Source organism: Rothia sp. HSID18069 (genome assembly GCF_003989155.1).
Lineage (GTDB): Bacteria > Actinomycetota > Actinomycetes > Actinomycetales > Micrococcaceae > Rothia > Rothia aeria.
Genome location: NZ_RBMG01000003.1, coordinates 93,122 through 112,152 on the forward strand (window position 1 = coordinate 93,122; position 19,031 = coordinate 112,152).

At 57.4% G+C, this 19,031-nt stretch carries 18 protein-coding genes and 3 tRNA genes; 12 read left to right on the top strand and 9 right to left on the bottom strand.

The window, feature by feature from the left end; translation table 11 throughout:
• The first annotated feature begins 16 nt into the window (after positions 1-16).
• A complete protein-coding gene (locus D8M41_RS08235) occupies positions 17-907 on the top strand; it encodes a YwqG family protein (RefSeq protein ID WP_126926788.1) in 891 nt (296 codons plus the stop codon).
• Between the two features lie 90 nt (positions 908-997).
• Here the strand turns inward: D8M41_RS08235 and D8M41_RS08240 are convergent, their stop codons facing one another.
• Both D8M41_RS08240 and D8M41_RS08245 read right to left on the bottom strand, forming a co-directional pair.
• The gene (locus tag D8M41_RS08240; protein WP_126926789.1) at positions 998-1,873 is read right to left on the bottom strand and encodes a GIY-YIG nuclease family protein; all 876 of its coding nucleotides are present in this window, start codon (positions 1,871-1,873) and stop codon (positions 998-1,000) included.
• Between the two features lie 9 nt (positions 1,874-1,882).
• Positions 1,883-3,118: an MFS transporter gene (locus D8M41_RS08245; protein WP_126926790.1), complete on the bottom strand. Its 1,236-nt coding sequence runs from the start codon at positions 3,116-3,118 to the stop codon at positions 1,883-1,885.
• Between the two features lie 300 nt (positions 3,119-3,418).
• On the opposite strand from D8M41_RS08245, the gene upp reads away from it, so the two are divergent.
• From upp to D8M41_RS08260, 3 genes are all read left to right on the top strand, one after another.
• Positions 3,419-4,057, top strand: a complete 639-nt coding sequence (gene upp / locus D8M41_RS08250) for a uracil phosphoribosyltransferase (protein ID WP_006887073.1) — start codon at positions 3,419-3,421, stop codon at positions 4,055-4,057.
• A 538-nt stretch (positions 4,058-4,595) separates the two neighbouring features.
• Positions 4,596-5,351 carry a winged helix-turn-helix domain-containing protein gene (locus tag D8M41_RS08255; RefSeq protein ID WP_126926791.1) on the top strand — a complete coding sequence of 252 codons (756 nt, stop codon included), beginning with the start codon at positions 4,596-4,598 and terminating at the stop codon, positions 5,349-5,351.
• A gap of 102 nt (positions 5,352-5,453) precedes the next feature.
• Positions 5,454-5,984 (top strand): SixA phosphatase family protein, encoded by a 531-nt coding sequence (locus tag D8M41_RS08260; protein WP_037236285.1) that lies wholly within the window; start codon positions 5,454-5,456, stop codon positions 5,982-5,984.
• Between the two features lie 142 nt (positions 5,985-6,126).
• Here D8M41_RS08260 and D8M41_RS08265 read toward each other — a convergent pair.
• Positions 6,127-6,215: transfer RNA gene (locus tag D8M41_RS08265), tRNA-Ser, on the bottom strand.
• 394 nt (positions 6,216-6,609) lie between these two features.
• Between D8M41_RS08265 and D8M41_RS08270 the strand changes: the two genes are divergently transcribed.
• Together D8M41_RS08270 and D8M41_RS08275 are read left to right on the top strand one after the other, a co-directional pair.
• Positions 6,610-7,122, top strand: coding sequence for a hypothetical protein (locus D8M41_RS08270; protein ID WP_126926792.1), 513 nt, complete (start codon positions 6,610-6,612; stop codon positions 7,120-7,122).
• 330 nt (positions 7,123-7,452) lie between these two features.
• Positions 7,453-7,818, top strand: coding sequence for a hypothetical protein (locus D8M41_RS08275; RefSeq protein ID WP_126926793.1), 366 nt, complete (start codon positions 7,453-7,455; stop codon positions 7,816-7,818).
• A 76-nt stretch (positions 7,819-7,894) separates the two neighbouring features.
• On the opposite strand, the gene D8M41_RS08280 is transcribed toward D8M41_RS08275, so the two are convergent.
• Positions 7,895-7,982: transfer RNA gene (locus D8M41_RS08280), tRNA-Ser, on the bottom strand.
• Positions 7,983-8,274: 292 nt separating this feature from the next.
• Between D8M41_RS08280 and D8M41_RS08285 the strand changes: the two genes are divergently transcribed.
• The 3 genes from D8M41_RS08285 to D8M41_RS08295 all read left to right on the top strand — a co-directional run bounded on the left by D8M41_RS08285 (position 8,275) and on the right by D8M41_RS08295 (position 11,075).
• Positions 8,275-9,282 (top strand): NAD(P)H-quinone oxidoreductase, encoded by a 1,008-nt coding sequence (locus D8M41_RS08285; protein ID WP_126926794.1) that lies wholly within the window; start codon positions 8,275-8,277, stop codon positions 9,280-9,282.
• A gap of 163 nt (positions 9,283-9,445) precedes the next feature.
• A complete protein-coding gene (locus tag D8M41_RS08290) occupies positions 9,446-9,937 on the top strand; it encodes a hypothetical protein (RefSeq protein WP_006887032.1) in 492 nt (163 codons plus the stop codon).
• A 271-nt stretch (positions 9,938-10,208) separates the two neighbouring features.
• Positions 10,209-11,075 (top strand): HpcH/HpaI aldolase/citrate lyase family protein, encoded by an 867-nt coding sequence (locus tag D8M41_RS08295; RefSeq protein WP_006887079.1) that lies wholly within the window; start codon positions 10,209-10,211, stop codon positions 11,073-11,075.
• 108 nt (positions 11,076-11,183) lie between these two features.
• Here D8M41_RS08295 and D8M41_RS08300 read toward each other — a convergent pair whose 3' ends face one another.
• The gene (locus D8M41_RS08300; RefSeq protein WP_006887042.1) at positions 11,184-11,375 is read right to left on the bottom strand and encodes a hypothetical protein; all 192 of its coding nucleotides are present in this window, start codon (positions 11,373-11,375) and stop codon (positions 11,184-11,186) included.
• A 191-nt stretch (positions 11,376-11,566) separates the two neighbouring features.
• Positions 11,567-11,641: transfer RNA gene (locus D8M41_RS08305), tRNA-Thr, on the bottom strand.
• A gap of 152 nt (positions 11,642-11,793) precedes the next feature.
• Between D8M41_RS08305 and D8M41_RS08310 the strand changes: the two genes are divergently transcribed.
• Positions 11,794-12,618, top strand: coding sequence for a DsbA family protein (locus D8M41_RS08310; RefSeq protein ID WP_037288490.1), 825 nt, complete (start codon positions 11,794-11,796; stop codon positions 12,616-12,618).
• Between the two features lie 9 nt (positions 12,619-12,627).
• The gene (locus D8M41_RS08315) at positions 12,628-13,473 is read left to right on the top strand and encodes a spermidine synthase (RefSeq protein ID WP_126926848.1); all 846 of its coding nucleotides are present in this window, start codon (positions 12,628-12,630) and stop codon (positions 13,471-13,473) included.
• Between the two features lie 56 nt (positions 13,474-13,529).
• Here the strand turns inward: D8M41_RS08315 and D8M41_RS08320 are convergent, their stop codons facing one another.
• Together D8M41_RS08320 and D8M41_RS08325 are read right to left on the bottom strand one after the other, a co-directional pair.
• Positions 13,530-14,561 carry an EamA family transporter gene (locus tag D8M41_RS08320; protein WP_126926795.1) on the bottom strand — a complete coding sequence of 344 codons (1,032 nt, stop codon included), beginning with the start codon at positions 14,559-14,561 and terminating at the stop codon, positions 13,530-13,532.
• A gap of 130 nt (positions 14,562-14,691) precedes the next feature.
• A complete protein-coding gene (locus D8M41_RS08325; protein WP_006887077.1) occupies positions 14,692-15,789 on the bottom strand; it encodes an EamA family transporter in 1,098 nt (365 codons plus the stop codon).
• 272 nt (positions 15,790-16,061) lie between these two features.
• Here D8M41_RS08325 and D8M41_RS08330 point away from each other — a divergent pair, with 272 nt between their 5' ends.
• Entirely contained in the window at positions 16,062-16,946 is an 885-nt protein-coding gene (locus tag D8M41_RS08330; RefSeq protein ID WP_037286904.1) for a hypothetical protein, read from the top strand.
• Between the two features lie 332 nt (positions 16,947-17,278).
• Here the strand turns inward: D8M41_RS08330 and purB are convergent, their stop codons facing one another.
• A complete protein-coding gene (gene purB, locus D8M41_RS08335; protein ID WP_006887066.1) occupies positions 17,279-18,715 on the bottom strand; it encodes an adenylosuccinate lyase in 1,437 nt (478 codons plus the stop codon).
• Between the last annotated feature and the right edge of the window lie 316 nt (positions 18,716-19,031).

A 19,031-nucleotide genomic window follows, 5' to 3' on the forward strand; every position in this document is an offset into this window, starting at 1 on the left:
CCACCCGGAGGAACATATGAATACCACCGAGCAGAATGCAGCTAAAAACACCGAAGCGCAGGTGCGTCGAGTCCTCGACGTTATGAATCAGGGAAAACTCAAGCAGGCTATCAGGATTACGGCAACCCCATCGCAGCAGCCGTTGCCGAAGACCGCCTCCAAGTTCGGGGGAGTGCCGTACCTGCCTGTGGGAGAATCCGCGCCGACGAATGCATCCGGCCAGCCCCTAGGCATGATCGCGCAGATTAACTGTGCGCAGCTGCCGCAAAATAATATTTACCCAAAGAGCGGTATGCTTCAATTTTGGATTGACCCTCACGACACCGTGTGGGGGTATGACTATAACAAGCCTGCGGTTCAAGAGAACTGGCGGGTGATCTACTACGAGAACGTGGGTGAGCCGAACCCGGATGCGCCGCTGCCGGTGGTCGACTGGGACACGATCGGCTGGCCTATCGAACCGGAGAGCGTGGAATTTGCGCTCTCGTTCAGAGTGGTCGAGCAAGGAGTTACCGGTACTGCGCACTACTACTATCCCGATTTTGCACGAGTGTGGGACGAGCTGTATCCCGAGGATAAACTGCCCACGGGAGACGACGAACGGGCGAGGATCCAAAGGATGCACACCGTTGAGGAGCTTACTCTCCCGTATGAGCAGAGTGATGAGTACTCCCGGATCGGCGGCTACCCCTACTTTATTCAGAATGACCCGCGGGATTTCGACGAGAACCTGCAGGGGCACACGGTGAACCTGCTGACCATTGTCTCCGAGGCGGACTGGGAGTCAGAGGAAGAAACCCCGGAACTTCTCTGGGGCGATGCGGGCTCCGCGAACTGGCTGATAACGCCCGAACAGTTGGCAGCGCGCGACTTCTCAAATGTGATTTTTGAGTGGTCATGCGGCTAGAATGAGAAACCCCCGCTGAATGTTATGTGGTGTCCCATAGCACTGTTCTGAGCAGGCGGTAGCTTCTCAAACATGCGGTTTGGGATGCTTCTAGCTGTTGTCACTCTTCATAATGTCACCGAGGGTTTTGCCGTTTTTGTCTTTCCACATGTCCAAGCCGTTAGCGGAACGCCCGAGTACAAATGTAGCGGCTGTTGATGGGGCTGGAAAAAGAATATCCTCAGTGGTCTTCCCGGAAACTATTTTATAAGCATTTTCGAGCTCTTCCCGTTTTTTGAGCAACGAAGGAGGGAACGATTTCTTGGGGGCAATTAATTTACTACCTGTATGCAAAACAAAGCCTTCATCATTGCGCTGTCCGTAGGCAATAGTTGCTCCCCCTAACTGTATATGTAGACTTTGTGCCTCCGGATCATTTTGGTTTTGTTTCTGTTGAGATTCGGGTAGCATTGGCTCAAACATGCGGTAACCCATAGAGCCAACAAAGAGACGCACGTACTCAATAAACTCATCGAGTTCTGCCTTCTTCTCTTCTGTCACATTCCCATGAGAAGGCACCTGATTATTTTCAAGGGAATATCGGCCGGACTTCAGAGCCAAGTCATAGAATGAACGTTCTAGATACGTGATGTCAGTAGCGCCAAAAGAATTGTTGGATGTTAACACGAGGATTGCTCTGTTCCAGAACTCTTTAGACCTTTCATGTTCTTCGATCCTTCCGAGGAGTCCCTTACCATTTTCGCGTTCCCCAGCTTGACCGATATAAATAATATCTTGGTTATTTTCTTCACTTTTACCGAGAAGAAAATAAACTCCAGTGGAGTGTAGCTCTTTGCGTTCACGCTTACTCTGTTCTAAATGTGTGCGGGGAAGGCTATAGACAAGCCCCGTCCAGTTCGTCAGGCTCGCTTTGATCCGCCCCGTTGCGTCACCATCCATAAGAAACAGCTGAATTGTTTTTTGCATAGGCTCAGTCTACTGCGCCACCGGCGGTTTGGTTCCGCCCCGCCTGCTGGAGACGATCGGGGCGATAGCGAGCCACAGTGCCGTGCCGATGAGCAGGCATGGCACCGGGTTGTATGCCTGACCCAGTAGGTACCCCACTAGCAGCCCTAAGAGTGTACCGGCTGCACTGAATGTGAATGACCAGCTCATAATGCGTGCGAATTGGGCACCTCGAAAATATGCCTGTCGGTGTGTTTCTAGCACTACTGCCCGTGCCCGTGAGGCTGCCGCGTTGAGGAATACAAACACTGGTATGAGCGGTGGCAGGATTGTGTCTGTCAGTATGCCTGTGGCGAGTGCTCCGGTGAGTGCCGCAGAGAATAACGCGGCAGTTCTCAGAATCGGTGCGGTTTCACCGGCCTGTCGTAGCCATTTTCCTGCCTGCGGGCCGAATGCGGCACCTAGTCCGAACACTGTTAAGACAAGCCCCATCCCTGTGTAGGCGGTATTGTCTGTGCCGGGCAGAGGCACCGTGGGTCCGTGGTTTGCGGCCCAGAGGATGAACAGTTCCCCGCTCATGGTTCCAGCGAATGCTATGGCGAGTGAGACGAGTGGGGAGGCAGGGCCTGAAGTGAACAGGTCGTGCAGAAACTGCCGGAGCGGCTCTTTATGCCCGGTGGCGGCGAATTGACTTGCATTTATTGTGGTTGGTGGTGGCACGGGGTAGGTGTGCCGTGCCCGTGCCCGAAAGAGTGCTGCCGTGAGGGAGAGCGCCGTGTTGACGGCTAGTAGTGTGGGGATTGAGACCCCCGCTAGGAGTGAGCCTGCTAACCCTGCGACGACGAAGTTAACGATCGCTTGGATGGTGCTGAGTGAGGCGTTGAATGCCATTGCTGTGTCTTCATTAATCTGTGCGAAGTGTGCACCGTAGAATTCTTCGGCGATGTCGGTGAAAGCTAAGATGAGCAGGTCAATGAGCGTATAAGCATAGACTGCCCATATGGCCTGGTGGGGCGCTAGGAGTGTGATGGTGAGGGCTAAAGCGCTCAATACGGTTTCGGTGCTGTCGCAGGCGATGAGTACCTTATCGGGGCTGTGTTTGCCCATGAGTTTGGCGATGGCGGGGAACGCGAAGGCTGAGAGTCGTCTAAGGGCTGATAGGGTGAGGAGCGCGCCAACGCTGACTACTCCGGCGGTAGTGAGGGCGTTGAAACCATATTCGACAGTGTTATTACCCAGCGTTGACAGCAGTAGCCCGAACACCATGATACGGCGTGTGCCTCTCATGAGTATGGCGCGCGGTGGCGGGGCGGGTGTACTGTACATAGGTTTGGTGGGGTAGAGAGAGTATTTATGATGTGCATCATAGCATGGTGGTGGGTAAGGGGATGAGAGGCAAGCCCGCTGGTTCTGGCTGAAGACGGCTTGTTTTTCATGTTTTTAGCGGGGCAGCTGGTGCCGTTGTGCGCAGGCGCGGTTCGCGTGTTCGGGGTGTTTGAGGGTATGCAGTGTTGCGGCGCTTGGTGCTTGCGGCGTGTGTGCCCGTGTTTGGATTAGACTTGAATCATGCGTATTAAGATTCTTGACCACCCGCTGGTGGCGCATAAAATCAGTGTGCTTCGTGATAAAAATACTCCTTCGCCTACGTTCCGTCAGCTTGTTGATGAGCTCGTGACCCTGCTTGCTTATGAGGCAACCCGTGAGATCCGGGTGGAGCAGCGGGAGATTGAGACCCCGGTGGCCCGCACCGTGGGCACCATGATTGCCAGCCCTAAGCCGCTGGTGGTGCCGATTCTGCGTGCCGGGTTGGGGATGCTGGAGGGTATGACTCGCCTGGTTCCGACCGCTGAGGTTGGGTTTTTGGGTATGGCGCGTAACGAGCAAACCTTGGATATTGTGACCTATGCTGAGCGTCTTCCGGAGGACTTGACCGGTCGGCAGGTGTACCTGTTGGATCCTATGTTGGCTACCGGCGGCACTCTGATTGAAGCCATTAAATTTCTGCGCCAACGCGGTGCTGAGTCTATTACGTGTGTGTGTCTCATTGCTGCGCCTGAGGGTATTGCGGCCCTTGAGAAGGGCGTTGAGGGGTTGCGCAATGTTGACTTGTTCTTGGCGGCGCGGGATGAGCGGCTGAATGAGAAGGCGTATATTGTGCCCGGTTTGGGTGATGCGGGCGACCGCCTGTATGGGCTGGCGGAGTAGCTCATAACTTTTGGTGCGCGGCTGTATTAACGCCTTCACCGGTGTCGTGAAGGTCTAGGCGCGTGCGCGCTGTGGCGCGGGGCTCGGCGGTTGTGGAGCTCCGCGCTGACGGTGTCTTGGCGGGGCAGCTGGTGGGGGATTTGTGTCTCAGGTTGGCGGGTGTAAAAATTTTTTGCATGCTGGACAGTGTTTCAACGGTGCCGTTGGGAACTTCCCTTACATGCAATATGGTGCATAATAATCCGTAAATATATTGAATATTTAGGGAACTAAGTGAATACTCATGCTAGATTTGGTGGTATGGGCTGCTTTGCTTCCCCGTCCATAGCCTCATCGTCATGAGGGTGATGTAGCTTTAGAGGATACCTCCACGTTCTGAACCCGCTTGATTTATGTGACAAATAAGAGAAATATTAAATGTACGGTGGGTATCGCTGAGCCCATTCGCGGCTCGGCAGTGCAGACGGGAATCCGACGTGACATAATGGGCGCCCGTATATCAGCCCCCTACGCTTCGAACTGCGAGAGAAGGATGCATATGTCAGGTGCAGTACCAGGGTACGTTCACATTTCCCAGCGTGGACGCGCCGCTAAGCGCCAGGCTCCCCAGCCCAGTCGCCCCCAGGCGCCTGCGGCTACTCTGCGACCCATGACTTTCACTGCTAATGACCACTCACCCAAGGGCGGCGCGCACGAGAATGAGGCGCGCGGGTTCGTGCTGTATGTGGGCCTCAATGAGGAGCTTGCGGCGGCCAACGGTACCTCCCTAGTGCGTATCGTGCAGGATTTGCGCAATTACGCTCACCACCTAGCTCCGGAAGCGGAGTCTTATGCTGCGGTAGCGCTGGCCCCCACCAGTGCGGAGGGGAGCGACCTTGAGGTAGTGCGGAACGCGCTGGGGGACCCCACGGCTGTCTACTATCAGCCGGATGCAAACACCCATGTTGAGGCCGAGTTGCAGGCCACGCATACCAATGGCGTGCTGATTGATCTGGCGCGACGTGAGGTGTTCTTGGATGGTGAGCCGCTTATGCTCACTTTTAAAGAATTTGAGCTTCTGGCGCACCTGGTGGAAAACTCCTCCCGCACGGTCGGCCGTGATGAGCTGCTGGACTCGCTGTGGAGCGCCGGGGACGAGCACCCGCACGAACGCACCATTGATGTGCACATCCGACGTCTGCGCTCAAAGCTGGGGCGCCTCTCAGGTACGGTGCGTACGGTGCGTGGGCAGGGGTACCGGTTCTTTGAGCATCCAGAAGTTGTGGTGTGGGCGGCCCCTGAATATTCCATCTAACCCCCTAGCGGCTGCCCTATGTGTTGAAGAGCCTGTGGCGGTGCCCCGTGCTTGTGGTCATGAGCGCGGGGCGCTGTTGTGTGCAGCCTGTAAGATGAGGGTATGACTGAGATTTCTTCCCGTATGAAGCGGGATGTGAAACACCTGATTCTGATGCGCCATGCCGAGGCGGACTGGGGCTTGAACGATTTTGATCGGCCGCTGACAAAGCGCGGTCACCAGCAGGCGGCACAGGCGGGGGCGTGGCTTGCTGAACGCGGCTATATTCCCGAGCAGATCATGTCATCGGCCGCGTTGCGAACCCGCCAGACCACCACCTGGGTTTCGGACGCGCTGGGTGAGAAAGGCCCCACTGCGCACCTGGACGAGGGGCTGTATGAGGTGGGCGCATCCCGCATTATTGCGCGTATTAACGGGGTTTCGGAGAATGTTCGTTCGGTACTGGTGGTGTCGCATTTGCCGGGCATCCAGGATGCGGCGATCCAGCTGACCCACCCCGACTCTGACCAGAACGCAGCCATGGAGATGTTTTATGGGTTCCCCCCGTCGTCCGTGGCAGTGTTTGAGGTGCCTGGGGAGTGGGCGCTTCTGGATGGGGCGGATGCGCACCTTATTGCGTTTAAAAGTTTCTAGCCTACGCTTTAGGGCATGGTGGCTGGGGAGCGTGCGTGCTTTAGGGCTAAAGCTGCTGTCTGGCAGGGGCAAATAGGGTAATGGTTATAAAGTGAGCCCCCCGCACGTGCTGGTGCGGGGGGCTCAACTATTATTCACAATGCGGAGACGGGGGGATTTGAACCCCCGGTCGAGTTCAACCCCGACCCTTCATTAGCAGTGAAGTCCATTCGGCCGCTCTGGCACGTCTCCAGCGATGCACCGCAGTGCATCTCTACAAGAATATCGTTCGTTCTGGCACAGGTCAATTCCCCGGCACCTTATGCGGGTGCATAAGAAAGCGCCCAACGGTTAGGGGCTCTAAAAATACCGGCTGCCACGCTGCTTGATATGCGCCTGAGCCTCACCCACAGGGTGACTAATAATTGCGCCGCCGAGCCTCGACATAGACATAAATCGGTGGAGAAAAGGTGAGGATACGAGGCGCTGGAAACAGCGAAACAGGTGGCGTTGAGTGATGGCCCACACGGCGCCAAAGCCTGTGTTTTATACAGACGAGTAGGTTAGACTATAGAGGTTATGCGCCGCTCGGTGAGGAATGGCCGATACGGCGGTTGTTTGCAAAAGTCACCGAAAGGACAGCCCGATGTCACAATCCCCTTATGATCCACAGCCTGATAATGGCTCTAATTCCTATAATTCATCATCGGGGCAGGCATACCTGAATCAACAGCCCGCATATCAGCAGCCGACGTACCAGCAACCCACCTACCAGCAGCCCATGTATGCTCAGCCAATGATGGCTGTAGTCCCTAAAACTCCGCAGCAGATTGCCGGTGAGCAGGCAGCGCAGACATCCATGACTCTTGGCGTTGTCGGTCTGGTTTTGATTTTAATCTTTTTTGGTGGTCCTGTAAGCCTCATCTTAGGTATTTTTGCTGTAAAAAAGGCAGGGGAGGCCGAGCGGATGGGCGCTATGGCATCTGGCGGTCGCGTGATGGGATGGATCTGTATTGTGGTGGGGTGTCTTGAAACACTGGCAATGCTGATTCCGGTCGCGGCATTCATTATTACAATAATTTTCGCCGCGTCCTCAGCAAGCTCAAGGAGCCACTTAGATCTGGCGTATACCCTCACCCCGCTCATGTCTCTTCTCTAAGGCAAAATGTAGGTGTCTCATAGTCCCGCACCAGTGACTTTCTGACCGGAGGCCCCCTCTCGTACGATACGGAGGGAGCCTCCGGTCTTTTTGTGCTTTTCATAGGGGCCTTCGCAGCACCGGGCGTGGTCTGTGCGTTGAGGAAAGAGAGCGGAACATGAACCGATGATGTGAGCCCATCTGGAAGTTAAAACCGAAATTTAACGCGATGCATGGGAACGGGTGGCGACGCACATAACTTTTATCTCGGGTAGAATAGGTGGTACCGAACCGATAAATATACACGTGGCCGCAGCACACGTAGGCCGCATCAACCGCATAAGGATTCAAATGTCTGAGACTATGACTCTTGCGCCCTCCTCTTCCGCCGATGAGCAGACCTTCCGGTACTCTTCCCAGCTCGGCCCTCACACCTATTCCGTTCCCGTAGTACCCCAGATCCCCAACCCCGAGGCTGAGGCCGCCGTTAAAAAAATCAAACTGTTTTCGACCGCCGCGCTCATTGTGGGTGTGCTGGGCCTCTTCTTCTACCTGTATGTTGGGTTCATTGGTGCTGCCGCTATTGGTGCTGGGGTCGTCGCACTCACCTTGAATAAGGGGTATGAGAGCCGTGGCCTGGCGATCGCGGGCATCCTGCTTGGCGTGGCTGGGATCAGCATGTGGGCGTTCTCCCTATACATGTCCAGCTCGTTCTAATAGCCTGAAAAACGCCTTGAAATAAGCAAAACCCCGCGCCCCGTATCTCTACGGGTTCGCGGGGTTTTAGCGTGTGCGGATGGTAAGGGATTTGAACCCTTGAGACGGGGTTACCGCCTACTGGTTTTCAAGACCAGCTCCTTCGGCCGCTCGGACAACCATCCAGATGCTTTACTATCATACCGGCTCAAAGCCGGGTGTTGATAAAAGCCACCAGCTGATTATCGCACGAGGGAAGCTTTTCTGTAAATTGCGCCCTCCTTACATGTCCTGCCTCAGCCCGGGTGTGAAAGACTCGGAAGCCCCCGCACAGCAGCCTGGCACCTATTGCGGTAGTGTGCAAGCATCCCGCCGAATAAGGGCTGAACTTTGTGGGTGGGGTGCCTCATGGACGGTTGGCGGGCCGGTAGAGTGGAAGCCACAACCCCGCACAAAAAGAGCAGAAGGAGCGAGCGCATGCGCGCCATGATGGAGGAAACACACGGGGCACCCGAGGTGCTGCGTGTTAGCGAACAACCCATACCCGAACCCGCCCCGGGGCAGGTGCTCATTCGGGTGCGTGCCGCCGGAGTGAATCGTGCCGATGCCCTGCAGCGGCGGGGGTATTACCCGCCTCCACCGGGGGTCAGCAGCATTTATGGGCTTGAGGCGGCGGGTACTGTTGTCGCTGTCGGTGCGGGTGTTTCCCCGCAGCTGGTGGGCTCGCCGGTTGCAGCGCTTTTAGCCGGTGGCGGGTACGCCGAATACGTGGCGGTTGATGCGCGCCACACATTCGGTGTTCCTGAGGGGATGAGCTTCGCCGAGGCAGCCTGCCTGCCCGAGGTTGCCGCCACCGTCTACTCAAACCTAGTGCTCACCTGCGGTATGAGCCTTGATGCTGCCGCCCACCGCGCGTCGGGAACCAGCGTGCTTATTCATGGGGGTGCGGGTGGTATTGGGCTGCACGCGGTTCAGCTGGCCAAGGCGGTTGGTGCTCGGGTGTTCGCCACTGTTGGTACCGGCGCGAAGGCTGATAGTGTGCGTGCGGCCGGGGCTGAACCGATCATCTACTCTGAGCTGTCATTCCGTGAGGTTATCGCCGAAAAGACCAGCGGGGTCGGGGTGAACTACATTCTGGATGTGGTGGGCGGGGCGTATCTAGACGATAACCTGCACTCCCTCGCCACTGGGGGACACCTGGCAATTATTGGTCTGCAGGGCGGGGCGAAAGCCCAGGTGAACCTGGGGCTCATGCTCACTCGCCGTCTCTCGGTGCACGCCACCTCACTCCGAACGCGCAGCGCCGACGAGAAAGCACGCATTATGGCCGGGGTACGGCAGCAGGTACTGCCGCTGGTGGAATCCGGGGCTATTCGCGCAAACCTAGACCGCACCTTCGCACTGGAACAGGCTGCTCGGGCCCACACCTACTTCGATTCGGGGGAGCACCGGGGGAAGATTGTGCTCACCCTCGGCGAAGACTAGGTACTCGGGCGGGCTGGCGGCCGTCCTGCCGCAGAAACTTCTCTGTTGAGCGCAGGGCACCATAAGATTCTTCACAAAACTGGTGTGACATAGTGTCAGCAAAACAGATTTAGGGTAACCTAAGTGTTAAAGGGTTTTAAAGATGCTGCGAAAGGAGGGCTAAGTGGGTATCAAAAACTTCCTGCAGTCACGCCGCGATGACGCCGAACTTGGTCGCGGGCTCTGGAGGCGCGCCCACGACCGTTTTATCCGTGGTGTAGACCGTTTCCACCAAGTGCTTGAGCGCCTAGCCCACACCGACATGGTCGAACTGGTGGTACCCGCCGCCAACAGCCTCTCAGACCTGATTCCACGCGTGCGCGCTATCGCCATGGAAGCACAGCGGCTGGCCCCCAGCGAAGGCACCGATGTGCCCTCATCCCCCACCGGAGTGTACTCCGATGTGCACCGGGCGCTCTCTAAAGCAGGGAACTCGGCGGCCCTCTGTGCCGAGGCGCTCGCCATGGCACGCTGCTTTGGAGAATGCACCGCCCACTGCCAACGGCAGGTGACCGTAGAACGCCGCGTGCAAACCGTTGTTGAACACATTCAGGAGGCCGAGCGGCTGATTGCGCGTGCCCGCGACGAACGGCATGAGCCGGTACTCGCTCGCTAGCCCCCATCAATATGAAACCCACGCCCCCGGCGGAGGGAAAAGTTCACCCGAATTTAAGGTTTCGTGTCTATTTGACAAAAACCGACCTTAAGCGGATGCCAGACGCCCGCAGCGGTGGGCTGCATCACCACAAGAACACACGCAAAACCTTAAAAACCCCACAGCATCCACTGCTGCCAGCAGCGGCTAAGGTTCACCTCAGTAGGTAGGTGGGTGAGGCGAATAATACACTGAAATCTCGAACTTCATATTCACTGGGAAAGAAAACACCATGTACGACTACCATCGCAATGAACGCGCCATGGCCCTACGACCCAGCCTCTCCCGATCCTGGCTACTGGTACGTGCCAACTCAGACGAAGCGACTATGGAAGCCGCTTTCGAAAGCGAAGCCGATTCCGTCATTTTAGACCTCGAAGACGGATGCCCAGCCGACGAAAAAGACGAAGCCCGCAAAAGGGTCGTCGAAATCCTCAATACCGAAGCCCGCGCATGGGTGCGCATTAACGCCATCACCACCGAACACTGGTGGAACGACGTCAAAGCTCTTAGCGGTGTCAAAGGCCTGCGCGGGGTAATGCTCGCAACCACCGAACACTCCACCGACATCGACCGCACCGCCGCCGCACTACCAACCGGAACCCCCATTATCGCTCTCATTGAGTCAGCCCTTGGGGTGCACAACGCCGTGAAAATTGCCAGCGCTATCGGCACTTTCCGCCTAGCCTTCGGGGTGGGAGACTACCGCCGCGACACCGGCGCATCCGATGACCCGATGGCCTTAGCCTACGTGCGCTCGCAGCTGGTGATCGCCTCAACCCTGGGCGGGCTGCCCGGGCCGATCGACGGGCCAACCCTCGGCAAACGCGGGGCGGAACTTGTGACCGCCTGCCAGCACGGCACCGTGCACGGCATGACCGGAAAACTCACCCTAGATGTGGGGCAGGCCGATACGATTAACCACGCCCTCTCACCCAGTGAAGATGAAATCCAGTGGGCTCATTCCCTGCTGGACGTGCCGCTGGACGGGCCCAAAGATGGCTCATACATGCCGCGTTTCTTGCGCGCGAAAAAGGTCGCGGAACTGGCCCGAGTGTACGGGCTGTGGGGCAAACTTGAGGGCGAAAAACGCGCCTAACTATCAGGGCCTATAAACACGACGCCCCCGGAAAGAAAACTTCGCGGCCAGAAGCAGCCTAATGTTTTCTTCCCGGGGGCGATCACGCCTCCAGGCGGAGGCGGCAGGTCAGTTATAGGGGTCTTTCCCGCCGGTGAGGGCATAAGCGCACAGGTACGAGGTGATGAGCCCCAGCACTATCGGCACCACAAGAATCGTATCGTCCTGAAAAACCGAGCGGTAGAAGAACCACAGTGCACAGCACGGCACCAGAAGCAGGACAAAAACAAGGCCGAATCGCGAGTTTCTCTTCGGGCGCATCCGGGTCTCCTCTCACATAGTGTCTGCTCCCCATTGTACGGGGTCGCATCCCTACCGCGTTGAGACAGCGGTAATGGGCTGAATTTACTAGCAGAAGTTGGGCATGGAAACAGCACGGAGGCAGACGCGCACCGTGTACAGTAAAGTCCCGTGCACCCTAACCATGTGTAGGATGCACGGGACTTTACTCGTGGAGCCCCCTGTGGGATTCGAACCCACGACCTTTTCTTTACGAGGGAAATGCTCTACCCCTGAGCTAAGGAGGCGTACTGCATGCCCGGCTCTATACCGGGCAAACACACATCGCTAATGGTAACAGAGAGAGGCGCAGATGCGCGAACCGTCACAAGAATAAGAAATCAGCCCCAATGTGTGGGAGGATAGAAATTATTACCAATAGCCCTGAAGGGAAACAGAAATGACGCAATCACCCATGACCCGCCGCACCCTTTTCGCTCTTGGGGCACCCGCCGCGTTGGTGGCTCTTGCTGCGTGCTCTAGCGGCTCTTCCAATTCCGGGTCAAGCTCATCTGCAAGCGGTAGTTCAAGCTCTAATGCCAGCTCAAGTAGCTCAGCAAGCAGCGCTCCCTCTGGTGGTGCTTCCGGCAGTGCTAGCGCCGAGGGAGAGGCAAGCGCATCTGGTTCGGCTTCAGCCTCGGGTGACTCCGCCAAAATAACCGCCACCAAAGCTGGTGAACGTGACGATGCCGGGTACCACCTCAACACCCCCAAACAGGGCGCGCCCACCGTGACCCTGTACACCGACTACCAGTGCCCCTACTGCGCCAAGGCTGAGCCCACCTACGAGAAGGTCGCCAAAGACCTTGAGGGCACCATGAACGTGACCGTGCGCAATATGCCATTGTCTTCCCATAAGAACGCCGTACCCGCCGCTCAGGCCGTGCAGGCAGCAGAACTTCAGGGTAAACACCTGGAGATGGCGAATAAGCTCTTTCAAACTCAGGACAGTTGGAAAGGTATTACCGACAAACAGACTGAGCTGGCGGGACTTTTCCTCAGCTATGCTCAGGAACTTGGGCTGGATACAGAGAAGTTCAAGACCGATCTGGTTAATCCAAAAACTCTTGAGCTGATCAAGGGCGATTTTGAGTACGGCCATAAGATCGGAGTGAAGGGCACCCCCCAATTCGTGGTGAATGATAAGCCTCTTGAGAATGTGGACTCTTCAACCTCCGCCGAGGATATGGCTAAAGAATTCAAGAAAGCCGCAGGGCTGAGCTAGTCTTTCGTGATGGATGAGAGACAGCGAGAGCGTGCCGCGCTGGGCGTTCATCTGAGTGTGAGCGGTCAGCGCGCCCGCATTCTTGAGGACGGGTTCAGCGAGCACGGCTATGTGCTTGACATCGGCGGTGCCGAACAATCCCATGTTGATGCTGCTGATGCGACCGTCGTGTTTTACGAGTATCTGCGGCGCATCGCCAATGTGCTGGATGTACTTGCCCCGCCGCGTGAACCCGTGACGGCTCTTCACCTGGGGGCCGGGGCGCTCACGCTCGCCCGCTATGTGCAGGCCACGCGCCCGGGGTCTTCGCAAGTGGCCGTCGATTATGAGCCACAGCTGATGGGGTTTGTGACTGAGGTGCTGCCGTTGCCCACAGGTACCCGGTGCAAGTTCGTGGTTTCGGATGCGCGCGCCGTACTCCCCGAGATTCCCGCGCTTTTCGGCGCTCATGCCGCGTCCGAAGGCGGTGTTTTTCGTGGGATCGACGCTATTATTCTTGATATTTTTACGGGCATGGATGCGCCCGAGCACCTTGCCAACACCGACTACTACGCCGAGCTGCGTGATCTTCTGAACGCCCGCGGGGTACTCGCCGTGAACGTGGGCGATGATGCCGGGCTGCCCTTCTTCCAGGGGCAGGCGCGCGCCCTATTAGACACGTTCGAGCATGTGTGGTGCCTGTGCGATTCTTCCATGCTGAGCGGTGAACACGAGGGGAACCTAGTGCTGATCGCAACCGCACGCGAGCTCGACGAAGACACCGCCGATGCGCTGTTCGCGCGGGGACCGCATCCGGCGGAGGTGCTGGGTACCGAAGAACTGCGGGATTTTCTGGGGTACCTGGCCGAGCAATAGCCGCCCACGCTGCCCGTCGCAGAACCGACCCGGCACGCAGCGTAGTAGCCCGCAGTCTATTCCGGCAGCGGCAGGGGAGAGGTGTGCTCGGGAGGCTCGTTCCTCCGGTAAGAATCCGAAGTTTCGTCCGAATGTGCTGAGCCCCCGGTCGTCTGGGTAATTCCGATACTTGCCGTGATCAGCAGGATAATCGCAACCCAGCGCATCAGGCCGGTTTCCTGGCCCAACAGCGCCCACCCCGCGAGCGCCGCAATCGCCGGTTCCAGGCTGAGAAGCACGCTGAAGACCTGTTCGGGAAGGTGCCGCAGGGCTGCCAACTCGCTGCTGTACGGTACGACCGATGCCAGCAGGGAGGTTCCAATGATGAAGAGCACCAGTTGGGTATCGTGCGTAACGCTCCAGAGCGCTACGGGGCCGGGGAAAAGCAGGGCTCCGGGGACCACGCAGATGGCTCCCACGGCCATTGCTACGGCGAGTCCGCTTGCACCGGGCACGAGTTCGCCGACCGAGGCGCTTGAGCGAATGTAGAGTGCCCAGAATGCGCCCGCGATCAGGGCGTATAGTACGCCCAGCAGGTCTGTTTCCTGCCCGTGTACCGCCTCGAAGCCGAGTACCGCCATGCCTGCCGCCGCGCAGAATACCCACACTAGGTCGCGTTTACGCCGCGTGAGGATAGAGGCCAGCACGAGCGGACCGGTAAACTCGACCGCCACCGCCAGCCCGAGCGGGATGCGCGCCAGCGCATTGTAGAAGAAGCCGTTCATGAGCCCAAGCGTGACACCAAAAATGAGCATGGCACGCCACTGGCGGGAAGACCAGCCTAAGAACCTATCGGATGTTGTCGCGGGTACTGCCATATATGCGGTTTGTGCATCTGCCCGATGCGCCCGCCAGCGCCCGGCAATCCAGACCGCCGCTCCTACCGTGATCGCGGCGAGAAGCAGGCGCAGAACTGTGACGAGCCACGGACCAAAAAGCGGAAAAAGGTGCACCGCGAAAGCCGCGCCGAACTGTAGAGAAAGGCACGAGATGATCACAAAAATGATGCCGACGGTGGGGCGCTTGTGCCTGGTGGTACCTGGGGTCATTGCTGGCTCCTCACAGTCGCTAGGGTGCACGAATCAAGGCAAAGGGCGACGGCACACCGATAGTATTCGGTACCGCCGCCCACATTCTACTTGCCTGTGGCGTACATCTCAATAGATGGAATGCTGTGCGTTAGCCCTCCTCGCCGGTACGGGAATGGGTTTTTCCAGGGGTATCCTGCCGACGCGCCTTATCGGCCGCAACCTGTTCGGGGGTGGGCAGCTCAATCGCACCAGTCATCTGCGCTATACCGGCACCAATATTATCCACAGCACCCGGCAGGTACGGTTCGATCGACTCACGCTTACCCGCTGCAAGAGCCGCACGCTCAGCCCTAGCATGTGACAGAGTGATGCCGATACTCGCCGAAATCAGCAGGGCAATCGCCGCCCACCGTATCAACCCCGTATTCTCGGCCAGCATAAAAATACCCACAATAGCGGCGAACGCTGGCTCCAGCGAAAGCACCACACTGTACACATTCGACGGGAGCATACGCAGCGCCGAAACCTCACCAAGTGCTGGCAGAGCCGACGCAAGCAGGCCCATCACAAACCCCAAGCCCAGAAGTGCCGGGTCGGTGATAGCCTTCTCAAGATGGTTGCCGGTGATGAAAAACGGGAACGGCAGCACCAGCAGGGTAGAGACAATATTGCCCATCACCATACCGCCCATGCCAGGGATACTCGCCCCCACCTTCTCCGTTGCCAAAATATAGGCGGCACGTGAAATAGCGGTCAGCACCGCAAAGAACACGCCAGCCAGCGCAAAATCCTCGGGGTTGGCCTGCGAGTCGGCGGTCAGCACCGCCATGCCCGTGAACGAAAGTGCCACCCACACCAAATCCAGTTTGCGGCGTGAGAGCACAGTCGCCAGCACCAGTGGGCCCATGAACTCAATAGCGACCGCAATTGCCAGCGGCACCTGCTGGATAGCCACATAGAAAAACGCGTTAGCACCAAATAAGGCCACGCCAAGAACCGCCACGGCTATCCACTGCGGGCGCGTCCATTGACGAACTTGCGGGCGGAAAAACACGTACAGCAGTAGTGAAGACGTAATCAGGCGCAGGGTGACCACACCCCATGCGCCCAAATCACCCATCATAGTTTTAGCCAGCGCCGAACCGAACTGCATTGAAATAATGGCACCAATGGCATACGCCATGCCCAAACCCTGCGTCGCCAGGGGAGAACGCGCTGGTGCTGAAGCCGAAGCGGGAGCAGACATATAGGTTCCTTTACGTTCAGAAAACCGCGGCCGGTGCGCCCCAGCCGCGGGGTGTGGGATGCTCAACTGCGGGCATCACCCTGTGTGCGTCATGTAATCTAGCTCAATTCTACGCGCTAACGGGTTTTAAGTGTACTAATGACCGTAAACTAGTGGCGCTGGCGTGGCGTCCCCCGAAAAACACGGGTGCGCACACCGGTAAACCTCCGGACAGGTTCGCCATGCGCGCACCCCACATCAAACACTCAGCCAAACATGCTTTACTGGTGAACATGCTAGACGCTAAAAAGTCACTTTTTGACAATGACGGCAACCCCCGTCCCGCGCTCACCAACGCACTCGATACTGTGCTACGCCTACAGCGCCCCCTCGCGCTGTCCATGGTGAAGAAACTCCGTGCCGCGCACCCGCACGAAACCCCCGAACAGATACTGCGCCGCCTCGACAGGCAGTACCTGCGGGATGTGACCGCAATCGGCGGGGTGACCGGCGCCTCCGCGTTCGTGCCCGGAGTCGGCACCGTCACCTCAATGGGGCTTTCAGCGCTCGCGGTGGGCGGATACCTGGAAAGGACCGCCCTGTACGCGCAGGCAGTTGCCGAGCTGCACGGTGTGCACGTGAAAGACCCCGACCTGGCCCGCTCAATGGTTATGGCGATTATGCTTGGTGAGGAAGGCTCACAGCTGATGAACACCGTGCTGCTGCAGACCGGCAAAGCCACCGGTGTTTCGGGCCGCTGGGGGATGCTGCTGGGCGGTAAATCCTCCGGCAAAATGTTCAGCGTAGAGCGGGCAATCCGCAATATGTTCATTAAACGGTTCCTGACCCGCCAAACCGGCGCGTTCTTAGGCCGCGCCCTGCCGTTCGGGGTGGGTGCTGTGGTTGGGGGCGGCGCGAACTACGGCCTTGGCAAAGACGTCGTGAAGAACACCCGGGAAGCATTCGGTGACGCCCCGCCGTTCTTCCCCTTAGAGCTCATGGTCGAACCGCGCGCCCCCAAATTTGATGACACAAATGAGGGTAAAGGCCCCTCGAAAGCACGGCGGGCGCTGACCGGCCGGTTCAAACGCAACAAGGCCGACACCAAAAACCACGATGTGCACTCGCACGGGCTGCAGAACCCCGGTGCACAGCATCGCAAGACGATGGGGGGCTAGAGGAAACTAGCCTCTCGCCTCTGCCCGCCGGTATTTCGCGGGTAAGAGTGCCCGTTTTGCCGCGGTTTTCACGAGACATACACGGGAGAGTGTTAGATTAGCGGGGTGCTAATCTAACAAATTTCCGTCAAAGTGCGAAAAGTTGTTAGATTAGAGCCTCCTTAATCTAACAACTTTTTGTATTGAGGGGGAAAACTTGCGAATAAATGGGTGTTCTATAGCCCCTGTCGGAATCGTAAAAAGGCTCTTTATTCACATAAAGCATTGGAAAAACCGCTTTATGTGAATAAAGAGCCTTTTTAGGACGTAGAGAGCGGGGGAAAGGAGTCGAATTAGCCCTGCGCATCCTTCGCGTGATCCACCAGCTGCGCGGCAATGCCGTTGTACGTATGCGGGGTCAAGTTCGACAGTCGCTCCTGCGCCTCAGCCGACAGGCCCAAAGTGCCCACAAATTCTTTGAGGCGCACCGCATCCACCCGATGACCGCGCGTAAGCTCCTTCAGACGCTCATAGGGGTTCTCCATGCCGGGGGTGCCCGCGATTGCCTCTGCGCGCATAACCATCTGAATGGCCTCCGCCAGAACCTCCCAATTGGATTCCAGGTCGGCGGCAATAACGTCGGCGGCAATATCGAGGCGCTGCAGACCCTTAACCACGTTGGAAATCGCCAGCACCGAATGCCCAAACGCCACGCCAATATTGCGCTGCGCCGAAGAATCGGTCAAATCACGCTGCCAACGCGAAGTCACCAGCGTGGATGCCAGTGAATCGAAGACCGCGTTTGAGAGCTCAAGATTAGCTTCCGCATTCTCGAAGCGGATCGGGTTCACCTTATGCGGCATTGTCGACGAGCCCGTAGCACCAGCCACCGGAATCTGGCGGAAGAAACCAATCGAAATATAGCTCCACACATCGGTGCACAGATTATGCAGCACACGGTTGAAATGCGCCACATCAGAGTACAGCTCCGCCTGCCAGTCATGCGATTCGACCTGCGTGGTCAGCGGGTTCCAGCTAAGCCCCAGATGCTCCACGAAACCCCGCGAAATAGCCTGCCAGTCAGCCCCCGGAACCGAGGCGTAATGCGCCGCATAGGTGCCCGTTGCGCCGTTAATCTTGCCCAAAAATTCGGTAGCGGCAACATGGGAAATCTGGCGCTTCAAACGGTACGCCAGCACAGCTATTTCCTTGCCCAGCGTGGTGGGGGTCGCGGGCTGGCCGTGCGTGCGCGAGAGCATCGGAACATCCCTGCCGGTCTCGGCAAGATCCAGCAAAACCTGCACCAGATCGCGGGCGGCAGGAAGCCATACGTTCTCGACCGCGTCCTTAATACCCAGGGCATAGGAGAGGTTATTAATGTCTTCGGAGGTGCACCCAAAATGCACGAGCGGAACCAAATGCTCCAGCCCCAGCGCTTCGAGGCGGCGACCGATATAGTACTCGACGGCTTTCACATCGTGAACAGTGACCGCCTCAATCTCGGCGAGTTCGGTGACGGAATCGGCGTTGAACTCGGTCACGATAGCACGCAAACCGGACTTCTGCTCATCGGTGAGCGGCGTGAGCCCGGGAAGAACGGCATGCTCGCACAGGTATATGAACCATTCGACTTCCACGTGGATGCGGTCGCGGTTCAGCGCGGCTTCGGAGAGATAGTTCGTTAACGGCGCGGTCACAGGGGCGTAACGCCCATCGAGAGGGCCAAGCGCAAGATTACTGGCGGACAGGTCGGTACGCCCGGAGGGCAGGGTGTTTTCAAGGTGAGACATGCTTCTATTCTGACACGCGGTGCTGGGATGCGCCGTGTTTGGGCGGGCAGAATCTTCCGTTGCTCCGCCAAATAGTTAGCAAGACAACGCGTAGAGCGGTAGGTGAGGTACCTTCCGGGACTGGTGTCGGTAGAAGTCAAAACGGCAACAAAAGTGCATTTTCGTAATATTTGTTCATATTAGGTGTGTATAAGAAGCCCGGTAAGTCGGAAAATCCTGTGGAAAACTTATTGTGGTGACCCTGCCATCTACTTATCCACAAGAAACTCTAAATTTCGCAAAATATATCAAAAAGTATCATATGGTGTTTTTAAAG

Bases quoted from the DNA above. Each gene is read 5' to 3' on its own strand.
- D8M41_RS08260 (WP_037236285.1), top strand. From the start codon at position 5,454: ATGACTGAGATTTCTTCCCGTATGAAGCGGGATGTGAAACACCTGATT.
- D8M41_RS08310 (WP_037288490.1), top strand. From the start codon at position 11,794: ATGACGCAATCACCCATGACCCGCCGCACCCTTTTCGCTCTTGGGGCA.
- D8M41_RS08320 (WP_126926795.1), bottom strand. From the start codon at position 14,561: ATGACCCCAGGTACCACCAGGCACAAGCGCCCCACCGTCGGCATCATT.
- upp (WP_006887073.1), top strand. From the start codon at position 3,419: ATGCGTATTAAGATTCTTGACCACCCGCTGGTGGCGCATAAAATCAGT.
- D8M41_RS08255 (WP_126926791.1), top strand. From the start codon at position 4,596: ATGTCAGGTGCAGTACCAGGGTACGTTCACATTTCCCAGCGTGGACGC.
- D8M41_RS08285 (WP_126926794.1), top strand. From the start codon at position 8,275: ATGCGCGCCATGATGGAGGAAACACACGGGGCACCCGAGGTGCTGCGT.
- D8M41_RS08295 (WP_006887079.1), top strand. From the start codon at position 10,209: ATGTACGACTACCATCGCAATGAACGCGCCATGGCCCTACGACCCAGC.
- D8M41_RS08315 (WP_126926848.1), top strand. From the start codon at position 12,628: ATGGATGAGAGACAGCGAGAGCGTGCCGCGCTGGGCGTTCATCTGAGT.
- D8M41_RS08325 (WP_006887077.1), bottom strand. From the start codon at position 15,789: ATGTCTGCTCCCGCTTCGGCTTCAGCACCAGCGCGTTCTCCCCTGGCG.
- D8M41_RS08275 (WP_126926793.1), top strand. From the start codon at position 7,453: ATGTCTGAGACTATGACTCTTGCGCCCTCCTCTTCCGCCGATGAGCAG.
- purB (WP_006887066.1), bottom strand. From the start codon at position 18,715: ATGTCTCACCTTGAAAACACCCTGCCCTCCGGGCGTACCGACCTGTCC.
- D8M41_RS08330 (WP_037286904.1), top strand. From the start codon at position 16,062: ATGCTAGACGCTAAAAAGTCACTTTTTGACAATGACGGCAACCCCCGT.
- D8M41_RS08300 (WP_006887042.1), bottom strand. From the start codon at position 11,375: ATGCGCCCGAAGAGAAACTCGCGATTCGGCCTTGTTTTTGTCCTGCTT.
- D8M41_RS08270 (WP_126926792.1), top strand. From the start codon at position 6,610: ATGTCACAATCCCCTTATGATCCACAGCCTGATAATGGCTCTAATTCC.
- D8M41_RS08245 (WP_126926790.1), bottom strand. From the start codon at position 3,118: ATGGTGTTCGGGCTACTGCTGTCAACGCTGGGTAATAACACTGTCGAA.
- D8M41_RS08240 (WP_126926789.1), bottom strand. From the start codon at position 1,873: ATGCAAAAAACAATTCAGCTGTTTCTTATGGATGGTGACGCAACGGGG.
- D8M41_RS08235 (WP_126926788.1), top strand. From the start codon at position 17: ATGAATACCACCGAGCAGAATGCAGCTAAAAACACCGAAGCGCAGGTG.